Origin of the sequence: Methylobacterium sp. WL18 (assembly GCF_008040015.1) — a bacterium.
Taxonomy (GTDB): Bacteria; Pseudomonadota; Alphaproteobacteria; order Rhizobiales; family Beijerinckiaceae; genus Methylobacterium; species Methylobacterium mesophilicum.
On sequence record NZ_VRVD01001311.1, the window covers coordinates 1 to 479 of the forward strand.

Annotated in this window: 1 protein-coding gene; it reads right to left on the reverse strand. The window is 74.5% G+C overall.

The genetic code is table 11. From position 1 onward, the window contains the following. Positions 1–479 (reverse strand): hypothetical protein (locus FV228_RS32480; protein ID WP_147858033.1); only part of this gene is annotated, 479 nt, incomplete at both ends.

Below are 479 nucleotides of genomic sequence, written 5' to 3' on the forward strand. Positions count from 1 at the left end.
GGCTGAGCCTGCGTCGCAGTCGAAGCGCTGCTCACCTGCGCCGCCGAGACGGCGCGGGAGCCGCCCTCGGCTACCCGGCGCTGGGCCTGCGGCTGGGCCACGTCCACCGAGCGGGTGGTGCGGGACACGAGGGCCGACAACTCGTTCAGCGCCTTGATCTGGTCGGCCACCACCCGGCGCATCTCGCCGGTGGCATCCTGCGTCTCGCGCGGCAGGTCGAGGACGCCCCGGGCGAGTTCGGCGCGAGTCGCGTCGAGTTCGCCGCGGATCGAGCCCGCCATCTCCCGCAGGGACGAGACCGAGGCCCCGAACTTGGTCTGCGCCTCGTCGAGGCCGCTTCGCATCTCCCGGGCGGCCTCCTCGATGGCCTGCCGCACGCCCTGGGCCGCCTTCTCGCTCTCGGCTCCCGCGCTGTCCTTGAGGCCCTCGAAGGCGCTGGTGACCGAAGCCCCCGCGCCCTCCGCCGAGCGGGTCAGCGC